This is a genomic window from Stenotrophomonas sp. NPDC077421 (genome assembly GCF_049545505.1).
GTDB lineage: Bacteria > Pseudomonadota > Gammaproteobacteria > Xanthomonadales > Xanthomonadaceae > Stenotrophomonas > Stenotrophomonas nematodicola.
Map to the genome: position 1 here is coordinate 1 of NZ_JBMWDP010000053.1, position 17,557 is coordinate 17,557.

General features: G+C 64.6%; 13 protein-coding genes, 2 tRNA genes and 1 pseudogene. All 16 read right to left on the reverse strand.

Annotated elements, in window-relative coordinates; all coding sequences use genetic code 11:
• Window positions 1-294: 294 nt before the first annotated feature.
• A complete protein-coding gene (rpsO, locus tag ACPEH1_RS19125) occupies window positions 295-555 on the reverse strand; it encodes a 30S ribosomal protein S15 (RefSeq protein WP_017355941.1) in 261 nt (86 codons plus the stop codon).
• A gap of 171 nt (window positions 556-726) precedes the next feature.
• On the reverse strand, window positions 727-1,635 hold the full coding sequence (gene truB / locus ACPEH1_RS19130) for a tRNA pseudouridine(55) synthase TruB (protein ID WP_423716218.1): 909 nt from the start codon (window positions 1,633-1,635) through the stop codon (window positions 727-729).
• A 105-nt stretch (window positions 1,636-1,740) separates the two neighbouring features.
• The gene (gene rbfA / locus ACPEH1_RS19135) at window positions 1,741-2,166 is read right to left on the reverse strand and encodes a 30S ribosome-binding factor RbfA (RefSeq protein ID WP_136003220.1); all 426 of its coding nucleotides are present in this window, start codon (window positions 2,164-2,166) and stop codon (window positions 1,741-1,743) included.
• A gap of 96 nt (window positions 2,167-2,262) precedes the next feature.
• Complete coding sequence (infB, locus tag ACPEH1_RS19140; protein WP_017355938.1) at window positions 2,263-4,902, reverse strand: translation initiation factor IF-2; 2,640 nt, start codon at window positions 4,900-4,902, stop codon at window positions 2,263-2,265.
• A gap of 95 nt (window positions 4,903-4,997) precedes the next feature.
• Entirely contained in the window at window positions 4,998-6,509 is a 1,512-nt protein-coding gene (nusA, locus tag ACPEH1_RS19145; RefSeq protein ID WP_017355937.1) for a transcription termination factor NusA, read from the reverse strand.
• A 4-nt stretch (window positions 6,510-6,513) separates the two neighbouring features.
• The gene (gene rimP / locus ACPEH1_RS19150) at window positions 6,514-7,104 is read right to left on the reverse strand and encodes a ribosome maturation factor RimP (protein WP_017355936.1); all 591 of its coding nucleotides are present in this window, start codon (window positions 7,102-7,104) and stop codon (window positions 6,514-6,516) included.
• Window positions 7,105-7,621: 517 nt separating this feature from the next.
• Window positions 7,622-7,698: transfer RNA gene (locus tag ACPEH1_RS19155), tRNA-Met, on the reverse strand.
• 148 nt (window positions 7,699-7,846) lie between these two features.
• A tRNA-Met gene (locus tag ACPEH1_RS19160) sits at window positions 7,847-7,923 on the reverse strand.
• 126 nt (window positions 7,924-8,049) lie between these two features.
• Complete coding sequence (gene nuoN, locus ACPEH1_RS19165) at window positions 8,050-9,510, reverse strand: NADH-quinone oxidoreductase subunit NuoN (protein WP_423716219.1); 1,461 nt, start codon at window positions 9,508-9,510, stop codon at window positions 8,050-8,052.
• Window positions 9,511-9,546: 36 nt separating this feature from the next.
• Window positions 9,547-11,055, reverse strand: coding sequence for an NADH-quinone oxidoreductase subunit M (locus ACPEH1_RS19170; protein ID WP_017355934.1), 1,509 nt, complete (start codon window positions 11,053-11,055; stop codon window positions 9,547-9,549).
• Window positions 11,056-11,078: 23 nt separating this feature from the next.
• Window positions 11,079-13,280, reverse strand: a complete 2,202-nt coding sequence (nuoL, locus tag ACPEH1_RS19175) for an NADH-quinone oxidoreductase subunit L (RefSeq protein WP_136003218.1) — start codon at window positions 13,278-13,280, stop codon at window positions 11,079-11,081.
• 7 nt (window positions 13,281-13,287) lie between these two features.
• Window positions 13,288-13,593, reverse strand: a complete 306-nt coding sequence (gene nuoK, locus ACPEH1_RS19180; RefSeq protein WP_017355932.1) for an NADH-quinone oxidoreductase subunit NuoK — start codon at window positions 13,591-13,593, stop codon at window positions 13,288-13,290.
• Complete coding sequence (locus ACPEH1_RS19185) at window positions 13,590-14,249, reverse strand: NADH-quinone oxidoreductase subunit J (RefSeq protein ID WP_017355931.1); 660 nt, start codon at window positions 14,247-14,249, stop codon at window positions 13,590-13,592. The genes nuoK and ACPEH1_RS19185 overlap by 4 nt, the downstream gene beginning before the upstream one ends.
• 6 nt (window positions 14,250-14,255) lie before the next feature.
• On the reverse strand, window positions 14,256-14,744 hold the full coding sequence (gene nuoI, locus ACPEH1_RS19190; RefSeq protein ID WP_017355930.1) for an NADH-quinone oxidoreductase subunit NuoI: 489 nt from the start codon (window positions 14,742-14,744) through the stop codon (window positions 14,256-14,258).
• A 3-nt stretch (window positions 14,745-14,747) separates the two neighbouring features.
• Window positions 14,748-15,839 carry an NADH-quinone oxidoreductase subunit NuoH gene (nuoH, locus tag ACPEH1_RS19195; RefSeq protein WP_017355929.1) on the reverse strand — a complete coding sequence of 364 codons (1,092 nt, stop codon included), beginning with the start codon at window positions 15,837-15,839 and terminating at the stop codon, window positions 14,748-14,750.
• Window positions 15,836-17,542 (reverse strand): annotated as a pseudogene (locus ACPEH1_RS19200) (molybdopterin-dependent oxidoreductase); the annotation flags it as partial. The pseudogene ACPEH1_RS19200 and the gene nuoH, both read right to left, overlap by 4 nt.
• Window positions 17,543-17,557 lie beyond the last annotated feature (15 nt).

A 17,557-nucleotide genomic window follows, 5' to 3' on the forward strand; every position in this document is an offset into this window, starting at 1 on the left:
GCTCTTGGCAGCCACGGCGGAGACCAGCAGCACGGTGTCGTCGAACTTGACGATGACGGCGCCACCGGCCTGACGGGCGATTTCGCCGGTTTCAAGCGTGACGGTGTGCTTGCCGTACTGGAAGGTTTTGGTGATTTTTGCCACGGGGGATGTCCTTGGGATGATGCTTTCTTCGAATGGACCGCGGGCGACCCTTGCCGCCGACGGGTGACCGGTGGTCCGGTCCAGGCGTTTGATGCGGTACTACCAAAACAAAACCGCGGCGCATTCCTGCGCCGCGGTTGGGATTCCTGCTTAGCGACGCAGGCCGAGCTTTTCGATCAGGGCCTTGTAACGCACGCCATCCTTCTTCTTCAGGTAGTCGAGCAGGCTGCGGCGACGGTTGACCATCTGCAGCAGACCACGACGGCTGTGGTGATCCTTCTTGTGGGTCTTGAAGTGGCCGGTCAGCAGTTCGATGCGGGCGGTCAGCAGGGCAACCTGGACTTCCGGGGAGCCGGTGTCAGCCGAGCTGCGCTTGTTGTCTTCAATGACCTTCTGGGTGTCGATCGACATTGTATTTTCTCTTGGATGCGTGGCCCGCAGAAACGTCCCATTGACGTACCGCGCGACTCGCCGTGAACGAAAGGATGAACCCGCGCAAGGCGGGAAGCCTGAAAAGGCCGCGAAATTGTAACGGTCGCGGCCGTCCGGGACAAGGACCAGGGTGGGCTGGCGGACCGGCGGTCAGAGGTTGAAACGGCGCTGGGAGGCCAGCAGTCCACTGGCATCAACCTGTCCCAGACCCTGAATGGCGTCCTCCGGGCCGTACACGACTACCAGCCCGGTTGGCCAGCCTTCGCCACGCTGGCGCTGGCCCACGCAGAAGCGGGCCGCCTGTTCAGCATCCAGCGTCACCCGGGGGTAATGCGCCAGACCGTCGGCCAGCGGCAGCAGCAGGCGCTCCATGCCGGCTTCATCCCCCTGGGCGGCCATCGCCCGCAGGGTGTCCAGGGTCACCATCGGCGCCTCGCGGAACGGGTCCACCCACAGGCGCCGCAGACCGGCGATATGTGCCCCGCACCCCAGGGTTTCGCCCAAGTCGCGGGCCAGGCTGCGGATGTACGTACCCGAGCCGCAGGTCACGCGCAGGGTCAACCGGGTCGGCCGCTGCGCCAGCACGTCGATGGCATGCACCTCCACCTCCCGCTCGGGCGCTTCGATCGCGTCGCCACGGCGCGCCTTCACGTACAGCGGCTCGCCCCCCTGCTTGAGTGCGGAGTAGATCGGGGCACGCTGACGGATGCGTCCACGCAGCGGCGCCAGCGCGGCGTCCAGCGCCTCGGCGCTGATGGGCGGTACCGGCCGCTCACGCAGCACGACGCCATCGGCATCGTCGGTGTCGGTGGTCTGGCCCAGCACGACCTCGGCGTCATACGCCTTGGCCGAACCAAGCAGCAACCCCGCGATCTTGGTCGCCTCGCCGAAGCACAGCGGCAGCAGCCCGGTGGCCAGTGGATCCAGGCTGCCGGTATGGCCGCCCTTCTCGGCACGGAACAGGCGTCGTGCGATCTGCAGCGCCGCGTTGGAGCTCATGCCACCCGGTTTGTCGAGCAGCAGGAGGCCGTCCAGGCGACGGAACGTAATTCGGGTCATGGAATATCACCGTAGAGCCAGGCGTTGCCCGGCTGCTCGTGTCGTCGATCATTGCCGCGCGCAACGCGGCCCACCGGGCGTGGCCCGGGGCTGTATCGGGTGGCGTCAGGCCTTGTCGGCCGGCGCGGCGTCATCCGCGTCATCGGCGTCGTCGCCCTGCACGTCGCGGCTCTTCTCGGCCGCCAGCGTATCGGGCAGATCACGCAGGATGTTGTCGATGCGCTCGCCGCGGTCCACCGAATCGTCGTAGTGGAAGTGCAGCTCGGGAACGTGGCGCAGCTTCATGGCCTTGGCCAGATCCATGCGCAGCTCCCAGGCCAGCTCCTTCAGACCCTTCATCGCCTCTGCCGAACGTTCGGGCATCAGCGCGGTGACGAAGATCTTGGCATGGGCCATGTCACGGGTGATTTCGACGTCGGAAACGCTCACCGAGGGCAAGCCGTGCACACGCACCAGATTGTGCACGAGCGTACCCAGCTCACGGCGGATCTGGGCGGAAACACGGTCGGTTCGATGGAAGGTTTTTGGCACGAGACGCTCTTCAATGTTCGGATAAGCGGGTCACGACCCACGGTCGCCACCCGGAAATTTGACAGGGCCCGACCGTTGGCCGGGCCCTGTTCCCCATTACAGGGTACGCGGCACTTCGATACGCTCGAAGCACTCGATCTGGTCGCCCGGCTTGACGTCGTTGTAAGCCTTCACGCCGATACCGCATTCGGTACCGTTGCGGACTTCCTCGACGTTCTCCTTGAAGCGACGCAGCGATTCCAGCTCGCCTTCGAACACCACCACGCTGTCGCGCAGGACGCGGATCGGCTTGCTGCGCTTGACCGTACCTTCGATGACCATGCAACCGGCCACCGCACCGAACTTGGAACTGCGGAACACGTCGCGCACCTGGGCGATACCGATGATCTCTTCGCGGATTTCCACGCCGAGCAGACCGGACGCCACCTGCTTCACCTGATCGATCACGTCATAGATGATCGAGAAGTAACGCAGGTCCACGCCGTTGGATTCGATGATGCGACGCGCGGAGGCGTCGGCACGCACGTTGAAGCCGATCACGGTGGCCTTCGAAGCGACCGCCGAGTTGGCGTCCGACTCGGTGATGCCGCCCACACCGGAGTGGATCACGTTGATGCGGATGTCTTCGTTGGACAGCGCCACCAGTGCCTGGCTCAGCGCCTGCACCGAACCCTGCACGTCGGCCTTGATCACCAGGTTCAGCACCTGCTGGCCATCGCCCTTGCCCAGGGTCGCCATGATGTCTTCCATGCGGCTGCCGGCCGACTGCACCAGGCGCGATTCACGGCGCTTGGTTTCGCGCTGCTGCGCGACGTCCTTGGCCAGACGCTCGTCCTCGACCACGACGAAGTCGTCGCCTGCATCCGGCACGCCGGACAGACCCAGCACCTGCACCGGAATCGACGGACCCGCCTGGTCCGGCTGCTTGCCGGTTTCGTCGAACAGGGCGCGCACGCGGCCATACTGGATACCGCAGACCAGGTAGTCGCCCTTCTTCAGCGAACCCTGCTGCACCAGCACGGTGGCGATCGGGCCACGGCCCTTGTCCAGCGAGGACTCGATGACCACGCCGCTGGCGCGGCCATCGGCCACGGCCTTCAGCTCCAGCAGTTCGGCCTGGATCGAAATCGCGTCGAGCAGGTCGTCGATGCCCAGGCCCGCCTTGGCCGAAATCTCGACCATCTGGGTGTCGCCACCGAAGTCTTCGGACACGACCTGCTCGGTGAGCAGCTCGTTCTTGACACGCATCGGATCGGCGCCGGACTTGTCGATCTTGTTGATCGCCACGATCAGCGGCACACCCGCCGAACGGGCGTGCTGGATGGCTTCCTTGGTCTGCGGCATGACACCGTCGTCGGCCGCCACCACCAGCACCACGATGTCGGTCAGCTTGGCACCGCGGGCACGCATGGACGTAAACGCCGCGTGGCCCGGGGTATCCAGGAAGCTGATCACGCCCTTCGGCGTTTCAACGTGGTAAGCACCGATGTGCTGGGTGATGCCACCGGCTTCGCCCGTGGCGACCTTGGTGCGGCGGATGTAATCCAGCAGCGAGGTCTTGCCGTGGTCGACGTGGCCCATGATGGTGACCACCGGCGGACGTGCCACCGGCTCGCCCTGGTTGCCGCCGGCCAGCGCCAGCAGCGCGTCCTCGGCGTCGTTGGTGTTGGCACGGATCACGTTGTGGCCGAGTTCCTCGGTCACCAGCGCAGCGGTATCGTGGTCGATGGTCTGGGTGATGGTCGCCATGACGCCCATCTTGAACAGCGCCTTGACCACGTCGCCGCCCTTGACCGCCAGCTTCTGGGCCAGATCGGCCACGGTGATGGTGTCGCCGATGGTGACGTCACGCACGATCGGGGCGACCGGACGTTCGAAACCATGTGCACCACCGCCGCTGCGCGACTGGTTGCTGTCGCGACGGCCACCGTGCTGCACGCGCCCGGTCGGACGACCGCGCGAGTTGCTGTTGTTGCCGCGGCGGGCACGATCGGCGGCCGACAGATGCAGCTGGCCGGCAAAGCGGTTGCCGCCATCGTCGTCGCGCTTGGCGCCCGGGCGATTGTTGTTGTTCGAGTTGCGGTCGTCCGCACGCGGTGCCGGACGCGCAGCCGACGGAGCGGACGGACGCGGACCACGGGCCGGCGCATCGGCGGCGGCAGGCTTGGCTGCAGCCGGGGCCGGTGCGGGCGGTGCATTCCTGGCCGCTTCGGCAGCGGCTTCGGCCGCCTTGCGCTCGGCTTCGGCACGTTCCTTGGCGTCGATTTCTTCCTGACGCTTGCGGGCGATTTCTTCGTCGCGCGCACGGTCCTTCTCGGCCAGTGCGCGCTGCTCGTCCAGATTGCGCTGGCGGGATTCCTCCAGCTTGCGCAGGATGTCGGCGCGCTCCTCATCCGGCGTCATCGCCTTGCCACTGCTGTCCTTGGTGTAGGTGCGCTTCTGGCGCACTTCAACATTGACGGTGGTCTTGCTGCGGCCGGCGCTGACGGTCACTTCCTGCAACTTGCGACGGTTGAGGGTGATCTTCTTGGCGGCCTCGTCGGTGCTCTCGACGGGCTGCTCGGTCTTGCCGTGCGAACGACGAAGGAAGCCCAGGAGCTTCACCTTCTCGGTGCTGGTCACGACCTGGTCGGGACCGCTGAACTTCATGCCGGCTTCGGCAAGCTGTACAAGCAGTTTATCGACCGGAGTGTTGACCAGTTCGGCAAGCTTGCGGATGGTGGTTTGCTGCGACATTCGGATCCTATGATCTGGTTGGCGCTCCCTCGAAACGTGCGAAGGCAGCGCGGAGTCTAAGCCCTGATCGGGTCAGGGCACTGTTCATCGCTGGCTCATTCGCCGCGCTCCAAGCGGGCGATCTCCTCGGCTCGGGCGGCCAGGATCAGAGCGGCGGCGCGCTCCTGGTCCAGGTCCTCGATACCGAACTCGAGGATCTCGTCGGCGGCCAGGTCCGACAGGTCCTCACTGGTTCGCACGCCATGACCGGCCAGGGCGTAGGCAGTCGCCTCGTCCATGCCTTCCAGGGCGAGCAGGTCTTCGGACGGCGAACCATCTTCCAGACCCTCTTCCACCGCCAGCGCTTCGTTGAGCAGCGCATCGCGGGCACGGGCACGCAGCTCTTCGACGATGTCTTCGTCGAAGCCTTCCACGGCCAGCAGTTCGCCGACCGGGACGTAGGCGATTTCTTCCACGGTGTTGAAGCCTTCGGTCACCAGGATGGCGGCGATTTCTTCATCCACTTCCAGCTTGTCCATGAACAGCTGACGGGCAACGCCCTGCTCTGCCTCGGACTTGGCGGTCACCTGGTCCTGGGTCATCACATTGAGCTGCCAACCGGTCAGGCGGCTGGCAAGGCGCACGTTCTGGCCGCCCTTGCCGATCGCCTGGGCCAGGCGCTCTTCCGCCACGGCCAGGTCCATCGAATGCTTTTCTTCATCGACGATAATCGACTGCACTTCCGCCGGCGCCATCGCGTTGATGACGAAGTTGGCGGGGTTTTCGTTCCACAGCACGATGTCCACGCGCTCACCGTTGAGCTCGTTGGATACGGCCTGCACGCGCGAACCGCGCATGCCGATGCAGGCGCCGATCGGATCGGTGCGCGCGTCGTGGGCCAGCACGGCGATCTTGGCGCGGTCGCCCGGATCGCGGGCGCAGGCCTTGATCTCGACCAGGCCCTGGCCGACTTCCGGCACTTCGAGCTTGAACAGCTCGATCATGAATTCCGGCGCGGCGCGGCTGATGAACAGCTGCGGGCCACGCGGTTCCGAACGGACCTCGGCCAGGTAACCGCGCACGCGGTCGCCAGCGCGCAGCACGTCGCGCGGAATGCCCTTGTCCTTCGGAATGAAGGCCTCGGCGTTGCCGCCCAGGTCCACATAGATGTTGCCGCGCTCGGCGCGCTTGACCACACCGGTGACCAGCTCGCCAACGCGATCCTTCCACGCATCGACGACCTGCTGGCGTTCGGCTTCGCGCACGCGCTGGACGATGACCTGCTTGGCAGCCTGTGCGGCGATACGGCCGAAGTCCGGGTTCTCGATCTGCTCTTCGATGTAGTCGCCGACTTCAACGCCGTCGGCTTCGTCGATGGCATCCATCAGGCGGATCTGGCGATCCGGGGACTCCATCACCACGTCATCGGCCACCACTTCCCAGCGGCGGAAGGTTTCGTAGTTGCCGTCCTTGTGGTCGATCGACACACGGGCCAGCACTTCCTGGTCCGGATAACGCTTCTTCGCGGCCGACGCCAGTGCAGCCTCGATGGCCTCGAAGATCACTTCACGCGGAACGCCCTTTTCATTGGCGACCGCATCCACTACCAGCAAAAGTTCCTTGCTCATTGGCTCACTCCGCGCGCGGCTTCTTGGCCGCCGGCTCGTTGGATGGTTTCTTGTTCGCCTTGCCACCCTGCTTGGGCGCCGGGCCAGTCGGTTTGGTCGGAGCGAGGCCGAGGGCGGCCCAGTCCGGCATGATGCGTGCCTTGTCGATGTTCTCGACATCGGCGGTGAACGGGGCATTGTCGACCTTGAAGGTGACCGTACCCTGTTCCAGATCCACGGCGAGAATCTCGCCCTGCAGACGGCGACGGCCGTCCTGCGGCAGCTTCAGCGTCACCTTGGCGGATTCGCCGATGGCGCGTTCGAACTGCTCACCCGTGAACAACGGACGATCCACGCCCGGCGAGGAGACTTCCAGCGTGTAGTTGGCGCTGATCGGGTCTTCCACGTCCAGCTGCGCGGACACTTCACGGCTGACGCGCTCGCAGTCGTCGATGTTGACGATGCGCTCGGGCTGTTCGGCCAGCGGCACGTCGATGTACAGGCGCAGGGTCGCACCGCCCGGGGCAGTCAGATACTCCACGCCCAGCAGCTCGAGACCCAGCGACTGAACGGTGGGGGCGAGCAGATTCGCGATTTCGGTTGCCTTGTCGCTCACAGTCTGCCTTGATTCGTTGAAAGAGATACTGGCGTGGCCAGTCGCGCCGGCCCAACACCCCTGGCCACATTCCGGAAACAACAAAGGGCCCGCTGGGCCCCTTGTCCGGTACAACTCCGGTCATGCTGGATTCCGGTAGCGGGAACACACGCGGTGCATGTTCCTGCGAGCCCAGCCTTCCGGGGGGTCACGGCGACCTGGTTACAGGGTGCCGTTCCTGGAAGCCGGTAGCGGGCCACATTCACGTCCGTTGAAAGGATGCGCATGAACAGTCCGCCAAGCCACTGATGATAGCCGGTGCACCGCGCTGGTGCAATGGCCTGGGGCAGTTGCAGGGTGGCCATTGCGGAACCTGAACCGGGCAACAGACGAAGCAGCCGGCCTCGGGTCATCGACGCACCCGTCCGGCTCCTGCGCCCCTGTGCCGCCCCAAAGAAGCGGATTCCAGCAACGAAAAAAGCGACCCCGTCCCCGGAATCGCTTTTTCGTCTACTGCATCTGCATTGCAGATTTTCTGTGGTAGCGGGGGCAGGATTTGAACCTGCGACCTTCGGGTTATGAGCCCGACGAGCTGCCAGACTGCTCCACCCCGCAGCAGAAGCGGAATTGTAAGGGAGTTTTCACTCCCGCGCAACCCCTTTTAAAACACCAGGGCATCGCTGCCGATCCCTGCAACGAAAAAGGCGACCCCGTTGCCGGGATCGCCTGATTCGTCCACCACCCGATTTTCACCGGGTCGATATGGTAGCGGGGGCAGGATTTGAACCTGCGACCTTCGGGTTATGAGCCCGACGAGCTGCCAGACTGCTCCACCCCGCAGCAGTAGCGGATGAGTTGGTTGGCCACCAAGAACGGGAACCTACCGCAACGATATTCTGGCGAAACCGCTGCATCAACAACTCAGGAAACGAATATTACACTAATTGCGCAGTTTTGTATCGTTTTTTACGCAAGATGTGCAAATGCCTGCTGGCACCAGACCATGATCGGGTTCCAGGCCAGGCCGAGCGCCAGCAGCGCCAAGGCATTCACGCCCAGCACCACGCCCAGCACACGGTCGTTGTTGGCCGGCAGCGGCTCGCCCACCGGCTCATCGAAGTACATTACCTTGATGACGCGCAGGTAATAGAAGCAGCCCACCACCGCGCACAACACACCCAGGATCGCCAGCCACAGCATGCCACCGTTGATCGCCGCGCCCAGCACGGCCAACTTGGTCCAGAAGCCCAGGAACGGAGGAATGCCGGCCATCGACGCCATGATGCACAGCACCAGGCCGGCCATCCACGGGTTGCGCGCGTTCAGACCCTTGAAGTCATTGATGTTCTCGGCCTCGAAGCCGCTGCGGGACAGCGCGGTGATCGCGCCGAAGCCGGCGGTCGACATGATCGCGTAGCTCAGGGCATAGAACAGCGCCGCCGCGTAGCCCTCCTCGCCACCGCCGGCGATGCCGAGCAGCAGGAAGCCGATGTGCGACACGGTCGAGTACGCCAGCATGCGCTTGAGGTTGGTCTGGGCGATCGCCATCAGGTTGCCGACCACCAGCGACAGTGCGGCCAGGCCACCGATCAGGTACTTCCACTCGTCGGACAGCGGGCCCACGCCCACTTCCAGCAGACGGTAGGCCATGCCGAACGCGGCCAGCTTCGGGGCCGAGCTGATGAACAGCGCGACCGGGGCCGGAGCGCCCTGGTACACGTCGGGCAGCCACATGTGGAACGGGGCCGCGCCCAGCTTGAACGCCACGCCGGCAATCATGAAGACCGCGCCGGTCAGCAGCAGCATCTTCTCTTCCGAATGCGGAATCGCCGCGTGGATCACGTCCAGGTGCAGCGAGCCGGTGGCACCGTAGATCAGCGACATGCCGTACAGCAGCAGACCGGAGGCCAGCGAGCCCAGCACGATGTACTTCATCGCCGCTTCGGAGGCCAGGCCGTTCTCACGGTTGCTGGCCACCAGTGCGTAGGAGCACAGCGCCAGCAGTTCCAGGCCCAGGTAGACCATCAGCAGGCTGCCGGCCGAGACCAGGATCATCATGCCGGCGGTGCCGAACAGGATCAGCACCGGAATCTCACCCTGGAACAGCTTGCGCTCGCGCAGGTAGCTCCAGCCGTAGACCAGGGTCAGGCCACTGCAGAGCACGATCACGGTCTTCATCACGTCGGCCGCGGTATCGCGGACAAACATGCCGTGGAACACCTCGCCCTGCCCGCCCACGCCGGTGGCGAGCATGAACAGCACCACGCCCAGCGCGGCGACCGAGAACAGGTGGGTCCAGATCTTGTTCTTTTCGCTGATGAACAGATCCAGGATCAACAAGGTGAAGGCGCTGCCAATCAGCACCAGCTCGGGAGCGAGCGGCGGCAGGTCGGCGGCGGTCAGTGGCAACAGCGGCGAGGTGGTCATCATCAAATCCTGGAATCAATACTCTCGACGGCCCGATTACAGCAGCTTGCTGGATGCGATCTGCATCGCCAGCTTCGCGATCGAGGGCTCCATCAGGTCGGTCAGCGGCTTGGGGTACAGGCCCAGGGCAAGCGTGCCCACGGCAAACACACCCAGCACCAGCCACTCGCGACCGTTGATGTCCTTCAGTTCGGCGACATGGGCATTGGCCACTTCACCGAAGAACACGCGCTTGTACAGCCACAGCGTATAGGCCGCGGTGATCACCAACGTGGTGGCCGCGCCCAGTGCCAGCCACGGATTGCGCTGGAAACTGGCCATGATGATCATGAACTCGCCGACGAAACCGCTGGTACCCGGCAGGCCCGCATTGGCCATGAAGAACAGCATGGCAAAGGTGGCGAACCACGGCATCACGTTGACCACGCCGCCGTAATCGGCGATGCGGCGGCTGTGCATGCGGTCGTACAGGACGCCGACGCAGGAGAACATCGCACCCGACACGAAACCGTGCGAGACCATCTGCACCATCGCGCCCTGCAGGCCCAGACGCGCGGCGTCCGGGTTGCCGGCGTCGCGCACCAGCCACAGGGCGATGAAGGTGCCCAGCGTGACAAAGCCCATGTGCGCGATCGACGAATACGCGATCAGCTTCTTCATGTCGTCCTGCACCAGGGCGACCAGGCCGACGTAGATCACGGCGATCAGCGACAGGGCGATGACCAGCCACGCCCATTCCTGCGACGCGTCCGGGACGATCGGCAGGTTGAAGCGGAGGAAACCGTACCCGCCAATCTTCAGCGCGATGGCGGCCAGGATCACCGAACCGGCGGTCGGCGCTTCCACGTGGGCATCCGGCAGCCAGGTGTGCACCGGGAACATCGGCACCTTGACCGCGAAGGCGATCAGGAAGGCGAAGAAGATCCAGGTCTGCTCGGCAGCCGACAGCTGCAGCTGGTACAGGTCGGCCAGCTGGAAGCTGCCGCCCTTCAGGTACAGGTAGATCAGCGCCACCAGCATCAGCACCGAGCCGAGGAAGGTGTACAGGAAGAACTTCATCGCCGCGTAGATGCGACGCGGGCCGCCCCAGACGCCGATGATCAGGAACATCGGGATCAGCATCGCTTCGAAGAACACGTAGAACAGCATCGCGTCGGTCGCGGCGAAGATGCCGACCGTGACGCCTTCCAGGATCAGGAAGGCGGCCACGTACTGGTTGACGCGCTTGTCAATCGCGCTCCAGGCACCGATCAGCGCGAGCACCGAGACCAGTGTGGTCAACAGGATCAGCGCGATGGCGATGCCGTCGACGCCAAGGTTGTAGCCGATCTTGTAGGACGGGATCCAGGCGCGGGTTTCGACGAACTGCAGCGCGTCGTTGGCCACGTCGTAGCCGCTGAGCAGCGACAGGCTGGCCACGAAGGTCAGCACCGCCACCCCCAGCGACGCCCAGCGGGCGGTTTGGGCGTCACGGATGGCAAGGATCAGGGCACCGCCGATGATCGGCAGCCAGATGAGAACACTGAGTAGGGGCCAGTTCGACACGTCTTCTTATTCCGTACAGGTCATCAACGCAGGTAATGCATCAGGACGCCCAGGAGGGCAATCAGGCCGATGATCATCGCGAAGGCGTAGTGATAGAGGAAACCGGATTGGGTGCGACGCAGCAGGTTGGCCGCCAGATCGATCAGGCGTGCCGAACCGTTGACCACCACACCATCGACGACATTCGTGTCGATCGCGCGCGAAACCTTGCCCAGCTTGATGCCGCCACCGGCGAAACCGCCGATCCAGAGCTTGTCGAAACCGTACTTGTTCTCCAGCACCGACACCAGCGGCGCGAAGGTCGTGCGGGCCTTGCCCGCCAGCTCCGGCTTCCACAGGTAGAACAGCACCGCCAGCAGGAAACCGGCCACGGTCAGGAAGAACGCAGGCGCCATCATGCCGTGGATCGCGAAGGCGACCGGACCGTGGAACTCTTCGGCCAGCGCACCGATGGTGTCGCGCGCCGGATTGTAGAAGTCGACGATGCCGGTGAAGAACGAATGCACCTGGCCCGGGATGGCATGCTCGGCGTGGTCGCCCGACCAGCCGGTGCCGTACAGCATCGGACCGATGCTGAAGAAGCCGATCACGATCGAGGGAATCGCCAGCAGGATCAGCGGCAGCGTGACCACCCACGGAGCCTCGTGAGGCTCGTGCGGACCGTGGCCGTGACCGTGGTCGTCATGGTGTGCATCGGCAGCGTGCGCGTCGGCAGCAGCGTGATGGTCGGCATGGGCCGCATGATGATCGTCATGGCCGTGACCGTGGTCGTCATGCGCATCGCGGAAGCGTTCCTTGCCGTGGAAGGTCAGGAACAGCAGACGGAAGCTGTAGAAGCTGGTGACGATCACGCCACCCAGCACCGCCCAGTAACCGTAGGTCGCCACCCAGCTCGACGACACGTGCGCGTGGTGCTGCGCGGCCTCGATGATGGTGTCCTTGGAGTAGAAGCCGGAGAAGAACGGCGTACCGACCAGGGCCAGGGTGCCGATCCACATGGTCACGAACGTGACCGGCAGGTACTTGCGCAGCCCGCCCATCCTGCGCATGTCCTGCTCGTGGTGCATGGCGATGATCACCGAACCCGCGCCGAGGAACAGCAGCGCCTTGAAGAAGGCGTGGGTCATCAGATGGAACACGGCGGCCGAGTAAGCCGACACGCCCAGCGCCACGGTCATGTAGCCCAGCTGGGACAGCGTGGAGTACGCGACAACGCGCTTGATGTCGTTCTGCACGATGCCGATCAGGCCGGTGAAGAACGCGGTGGTGGCACCGATGAACAGCACGAAGTTCAGCGCGGTCTGCGACAGCTCGAACAGCGGCGACATGCGGGTGACCATGAAGATGCCCGCCGTGACCATCGTGGCGGCATGGATCAGCGCCGAGATCGGGGTCGGGCCTTCCATCGAGTCCGGCAGCCAGACGTGCAGCGGCACCTGGGCCGACTTGCCCATCGCACCGATGAACAGGCAGATGCAGATGATGGTGGCGATCGACCAGATGACCGGCTCGTTCATCAGCTGGTAGCTCTGGCCGAACAGGCTGATCGAACCCGACCACACCTGCAGCGCCATCTCCGGCTGTGCCAGCAGCGGGGCATTGGCGAACACCGTGGCGTAGTCCAGGGTGCCGAACACCCACATCACACCGGCGATGCCGAGGATGAAGCCGAAGTCGCCGACGCGGTTGACCAGGAACGCCTTCATGTTGGCGAAGATCGCCGTCGGGCGCTTGAACCAGAAGCCGATCAGCAGGTACGACACCAGACCCACCGCTTCCCAGCCGAAGAACAGCTGCAGGAAGTTGTTGCTCATCACCAGGGTGAGCATCGAGAAGGTGAACAGCGAGATGTAGCTGAAGAACCGCTGGTAGCCCGGGTCATCCTGCATGTAGCCGATGGTGTACACGTGCACCAGGAACGACACGAAGGTCACCACGACCATCATCATGGCGGTCAGCTTGTCGACCATGAAGCCGACATGGGCGGAATAGCGGCCCACTTCGAAGAACGTGTAGACGTTTTCGTTGTACGGCTGGGCGCCGCCCCACAGCAGCATGTACAGGACATAGCTGGAAAGGACGCAGCTCACTGCGACGCCGAGGATCGTGACCGCCTGCGCGCCAGCGCGACCCACCTGGCGACCGAACAGGCCAGCGATGATGCTGCCGAACAGCGGTGCAAGCACCACTGCGATCAACAGACTCTTGGAGAGAGTGATTTCCATCTACGGATCAGCCCTTCAGCGAATCGACTTCGCCGACATTGATGGTGCGGCGGTTACGGAACAGGGTTACCAGGATCGCGAGGCCGATGGCGGCCTCGGCCGCGGCCACGGTGAGGATGAAGAAGACGAACAGCTGTCCGGCCGTGTCACCCAGTTCCCGCGAGAACCCGACGAAATTGATGTTGACCGACAGCAGCATCAGCTCGACCGACATCAGCAGCACGATGATGTTCTTGCGGTTGAGGAAGATGCCGGCAAGGCTGATGCAGAACAGCAGCGCGCCCAGCGCCAGAATATGGCCGAGGGTAATCATGGCTTGGCCTCCTCGTCGCTCGACGGCTTGGTAACGGTGTGCACCAGCGGCTTTTCCGCGTCCATCTTGACGATGCGCAGGCGATCGCTGCCCTTCACCATCGTCTGCAGGGACGGGTTCTGGGTCTTCAGGCCGCTGCGACGACGCAGAGTCAGCATCACGGCGGCAACCACGGCCACGGTAAGGATGACGGCAGCGAACTCGAACGGCAGCAGGTACTCGGTGAACAGGCTGCGGGCCAGCCAGGTGATGTTGGAGGTGTCGGCGGCCAGCGCGGCGGCGTTGTCGGCCGGGAACGGATTGACCGCCCTGCCCTTCACCCCGATCAGCACCAGCATCTGCACCAGCATGGTCACCGCGACCACCAGCCCGATCGGCAGGTAACGCACCCAGCCCTCACGCAGGTTGGAGGCGTCGATGTCCAGCATCATCACCACGAACAGGAACAACACCATGACCGCGCCGACGTACACCAGCACCAGGGCCACGCCCAGGAACTCGGCGCCCACCAGAATCCAGATGCAGGCCACGGAGAAGAAGGTCAGGATCAGGCACAACACGGCATACACCGGATTGCGCACGCTGATCACCGCCGCAGCGGAGATGCCCGCCACGATGGAGAAGACCCAGAAAGCGATATTTACCCAATCCATCATTCGACCTCAGCGGAAAGCGGCATCGGCGGCGCGACGCTCGGCGATCTCGGCTTCAAGCCGATCACCGATGGCCAGCAGCTGCGGCTTGGTAACGATGTTCTCGCCACGATTCTCGAAGTGGTACTCGAGGATGTGGGTCTCGACGATCGAGTCCACCGGGCAGCTTTCCTCACAGAAGCCGCAGAAGATGCACTTGAACAGATCGATGTCGTAGCGGGTGGTGCGGCGGGTGCCGTCCTCGCGCTTGGCCGAGTCGATGGTGATCGCCAACGCCGGGCACACTGCTTCGCACAGCTTGCATGCGATGCAGCGCTCTTCGCCGTTGGGGTAACGGCGCAGCGCGTGCAGGCCGCGGAAACGCGGCGACTGCGGGAACTTCTCCATCGGGTACATCAGGGTGTACTTCGGCTTGAACGCGTACTTCAGGGTCAGCCACAGCCCCCCGAGCAGCTCGAGGAGCAGCAGGCTTTTGAAGTAATGGGTAATTCGATTCATCACTTAGACGCCCTTCTGGATCACGCCGTAGAACACCATCAACGCCGTCACTGCAATCCACGCGATGGTGAGCGGGATGAAGACCTTCCAGCCCAGACGCATGATCTGGTCGTAACGGAAGCGCGGGAAGCTGGCACGGAACCAGATGTACGAGCTGGCGAAGAAGAACACCTTCAGCAGCAGCCACGGCCAGCCGCCCTTCCAGATCCAGTCGATCCACGGGGAGATGTCCGCAGTGACCCAGCCCTGGATCGGGCTCAGCCAGCCGCCGAGGAAGAAGATCGAGATCAGGAAGCTGATCAGGATCATGTTGGCGTATTCGGCCAGGAAGAACAGCGCGAACGCACCACCGGAGTACTCGACCATGTGGCCGGCGACGATTTCCGACTCGCCTTCCACCACGTCGAACGGCGCGCGATTGGTTTCGGCCACGCCGGACACCCAGTACACGACGAACAGCGGGAACAGCGGCAGCAGGAACCAGTCGAACAGACCGGCGTTGCCGGCCTGGGCCAGCACGATGTTGCTCAGGTTGAGGCTGCCCGAGGCGATCATCACACCGACCAGGGCAAAGCCCATCGCGATTTCGTAGCTGATCATCTGCGCCGAGGCGCGCATCGCACCCAGGAAGGCGTACTTCGAGTTGGAGGCCCAACCGGCGAGGATGATGCCGTACACGCCCAGCGAGGTCATCGCCAGCAGATACAGCAGGCCGGCGTTGGCATTGGACAGCACGATCTTCGCATCGAAGGGAATCACCGACCACGCCGCGAAGGCCGGCGCCAGGGTGATCAGCGGTGCCAGCACGAACATGGCCTTGTGCGAGCTGGCCGGCTGGATGATTTCCTTGAACAGCAGTTTGAAGACGTCGGCGAAGGCCTGGAAGATGCCCATGCCCACGTACATCGGACCGTGGCGGACGTGCATCCAGCCGATCAGCTTGCGCTCCCAGACCACGTAGAAGGCCACCGAGATGATCACCGGCATGGTGATCACCAGGATCTTCAGGATGATCCAGGCCAGCGCGCCGATCTCGCCCAGCGACAGCAGCCACTGGTGCAGCGGGTCGACCGCGTTCAACAGCAATTCGTTCATGCAGCCACCACCGTTACGCGTGCGGCACCCAGCGGCGCGGTAGCACCGTGGCCCGATTCAATCCAGACCGACCCCGCGGCGACGCGGGCGTCGACCACCACCGGCAGCGTGGCGCGACCGGCATCGGTGCCGACCTTGGCCATCTGCCCTTCAACCAGCTGCAGGCGGGCTGCGTCGTCGGCGTTGAGCACGATGCGCGGCGCGTTGTTGAGCGGGTGCGACTGCAGCGCCTGGGCGCGACGGACCACCGCATCGGTGCGGTAGATCGCGGCGGTCGAGGCCACTTCCAGGCCTTCCACAGCGACCGGCGCGGCGGCGGACGGCGCAACGGTGACGCTGACCGGCGCCAGGCTGGCGCGCAGGCCGGCCAGATCGATGAACTCGAAACCGGTCAGCGACAGCTCGCCGCCCAACGCACGCAGCACGCGCCAGCCTTCACGCGCCTCGCCCGGCAGCTTGCCGCCGGCACGGGCCGTCTGCTCGCGACCATCGAGGTTGGTCAGGGTGGCGTCGACTTCCGGCAGTGCGCCGATCGGCAGGATCACGTCGGCCACATCGCGGGTCGAGGCGCAGGCGAACTGGCTGAAGGCCACCACCTGTGCACCGGCCAGCGCCTTGCGGGCAGCAGCGGCGTCGGCAAAGTCCAGGCCCGGCTCGATGCCGTACAGGACATAGGCCTTGCGCGGCTGGGCCAGCATGGCGTTGACGTCCTTGCCGGTCGGCAGCACGCCGGCGCGGGCCAGGCCCACGGCGTTGGCGCCCTGCGGGATGCGGCACAGCCTGGCACCGGTAGCGGCGGCGAAATCGCGCGCGGCGGCGCGGATGGCGGCGGCCTGCGGGTGGTTCTCGGCGATCGCGCCGACGATGAGGACGGCGTTGTTGGCCCCCTTCACGGCCTCGCGCAGCTCGGCATTGCCCAGCGCGTCGATGAACTTCGACGGTGCAACGATCTGCTTGCCGGCCAGCTTGAAGGCGAAGTCGAAGTCGACCGGGTTGACCGCGTGGATCTTCGCGTTGCGCGTGGTCTGTGCCTTGCGCAGGCGGGCGTGCAGCAACGGCAGCTCGTGGCGGATGTTGCTGCCGAGCACGACGATGCTGTCCGCGCCTTCGATCTCGGCCAGCGGGAGGCCGAACACCTCGGCCACGGCAGCGTCGGAGAAGTCGCGGTTGTTGATGCGGTGGTCGATGTTGGGGGTGCCCAGGCCCTTGGCCAGTCGCGCCAGCAGCGCGCCTTCCTCGTTGGAGGCCGACGGGTGCACCAGCACGCCGAGGTCGTCGCCCTGGTGGGCGGCGAAGATCTCCTTGGCGGCGGCCAGGCCTTCAGCCCAGCTCACTTCCTTCCACTCGCCGTTGACCTTGCGCAGCGGCTTGACCGCACGATCGTCGCTGTACAGGCCCTGGTGGGAGTAGCGGTCGCGATCGGACAGCCAGCATTCGTTGACCGACTCGTTGTCGCGCGGCACCGCGCGCAGCACTTCGCCGCGACGCACGTGCAGGAACAGGTTCGAGCCCATCGCGTCGTGATAGCCCAGCGATTCGCGCGCGGTCAGTTCCCACGGACGGGCGCGGAACTGGAACACCTTGTTGGTCAGCGCACCGACCGGGCACACGTCGACGACGTTGCCGGACAGCTCGGTGGTCAGCGGCTTGCCGTCGTAGGTGCCGATCTGCAGGTTCTCACCGCGGTCCATGCCCCCCAGTTCCTAGGTACCGGCAAC